Genomic DNA, 1,983 nt, shown 5'->3' with positions numbered 1-1,983 from the left:
ACTGATGCCTGTGGATAACGCAAGCCTTGTTATCCGTGTTTTATCAGCGTTTCCTATACTATGAAAAACTTTTGTGTGACAAGAGCAGCGGCGCATCGTTCGCATGAAAAAAGAGCGTGGCGAACGATTGAATTTCGTAAGCCGAGCTCGTTTTTGTTTTTTGGCGGGCGAATCGCGGCGCTTCCTGCGGGCGGAACCGGAACAAAACCGGCGGCTTGCGCAGCCCGTACGGAGCGGGAGATCGGGCCGTCCGCCGCGGGAAATCGCGCATCCGGGACTGAAAATAAGATGGAAATTATAACCTGACATAAAATTTTTTACTCATAAAACTTGCAATTTGTTAATTCGCATGCTATGATGAAATCGTTCCAAGAGATTGGGAATCTATCGCGAAAAGGAAACAAGGATACTTCAGCGAGAATTCGCTCCTTTTGGAAATCGATAAAGTTCTATTTATCAGAAGGAGGAGTTTCTCATGAAGAAGACTCTCGTATCCGCGCTGACAACGGCTCTTGTTGTCGGTGCGGCAAGCACCACGTTCGCCGCTGCGAACCCGTTCTCCGATGTGCCCCGCGATCACTGGGCATACGACGCCGTGACCCAGCTCGCGGCCGACGGCGTTGTCGAGGGCTACGGCGACGGCACGTTCCGCGGCGACCGCAACATCACGCGTTACGAGATGGCGCAGATGGTTGCAAAGGCGATGGCAAAGGGCGATATGTCCGCATCGGATCGCGCGCTCGTTGACCGCCTTGCCGCTGAGTTCGCCGACGAGCTCAACAACCTCGGCGTCCGCGTCTCGAACCTCGAGCGCAATGCCGACATGGTGAAGTGGAACGGCAAACTTGAGTATACATATACGAGTCAGCGCAAGAAGTTTAATCACAGAAAGACGAACGACAACAACCTTTTGTTCCGCCTCCAGCCGTCGGCTGAGATTAACAGCCACTGGCATGTGAACGCACGTCTTGATGCAGAGACGAAGATGCAGAAGGACTCTGGCGAGGAAGACAGCGACAAGGTCACGCTTAAACGTCTCTATGCACAGGGAGACTACGGCAACTTCCAGGTGAAACTCGGTAAGATGGAACTGCTCTCTGCCGAGGCGTATGCGAAACCCGGCGCCCTCGTGTTCGACGATGAGTTCTCGGGTGCCGAGGTTAGCTTTGGCAAGGATTTGAAGTTCAAACTGCAGGCCGGCCGCATTGATCTGGACGATGCGTTCGGTGCGCCGGGCGGCGGCCATGGTGCGCACAATCTGCCGGATGATGAAGACGTGGCGAACTATCAGGGCGTCGAACTGCAATATAACAAGAATAATGTCCTGCTGGGGGCGGGCTACTACCATCTGGACTCCAATTATTTCAGAGGGATGCATTTCCACAGGAGAAATACGGTTCGGTATCTTAACAACAGAGCCGAGAATCTTAGAAACACGAAGGCGGATATCTGGGCTGTGAACGGCGGCGTCCGATTCGGCGACGCGGGAATGCTCTCCGGCGCTTACGCAGAGAACACAAAGGCGGACAACGCAAAGAGTTCCTGGCAGGTCACCTATGAGTACAAGGGGGCTGACCCGGAGGATAAGGGATCGTGGGGCGCTTATGTTGCCTACCGCAAACTCGGCGGATTCGCTTCCCCGTTCCCGACAAGCGACGGTGCTATGTGGGATACGAAGGGCGTAGAAGTTGGTACGGACTACACGCTTTTCAAAAACGTGGTGCTCTCGGCGAAATATTTCCGCGGCAAGGAGATCTATGTCGGACCGACAGCTGACGACAAGGCGGAGAAGCTCTTCGGTCGCGTCGAGTTCTTCTTCTAAAAATACTTGCGGCACCCGCCTCAAAACACCCCCCCTTCATCGTTGGAGGGGGATTTTTACTGTCCGCTGCAATAGATGCAGATATTTTTCAAGGTTTTAGAGGGCGTTGAAGTGGTAAACTAAAACTGGACACAGAGGGGGTAGAAAATGGACACTGCTTG

1 protein-coding gene is annotated in these 1,983 nt (G+C 53.6%); it reads left to right on the top strand.

Going from position 1 to position 1,983, the window contains the following annotated elements; translation table 11 throughout:
- The first annotated feature begins 475 nt into the window (after positions 1–475).
- Positions 476–1,822, top strand: coding sequence for an S-layer homology domain-containing protein (locus tag ACO6BQ_RS12465; RefSeq protein ID WP_489121452.1), 1,347 nt, complete (start codon positions 476–478; stop codon positions 1,820–1,822).
- The last annotated feature ends 161 nt before the right edge of the window (positions 1,823–1,983 follow it).

This window comes from Centipeda sp. (in: firmicutes) (assembly GCF_057271695.1).
This window is presented reverse-complemented; position numbering and strand designations above follow the sequence as displayed.

Coding starts and splice junctions, on each gene's coding strand:
- ACO6BQ_RS12465 (WP_489121452.1), top strand. CDS start 476: ATGAAGAAGACTCTCGTATCCGCGCTGACAACGGCTCTTGTTGTCGGT.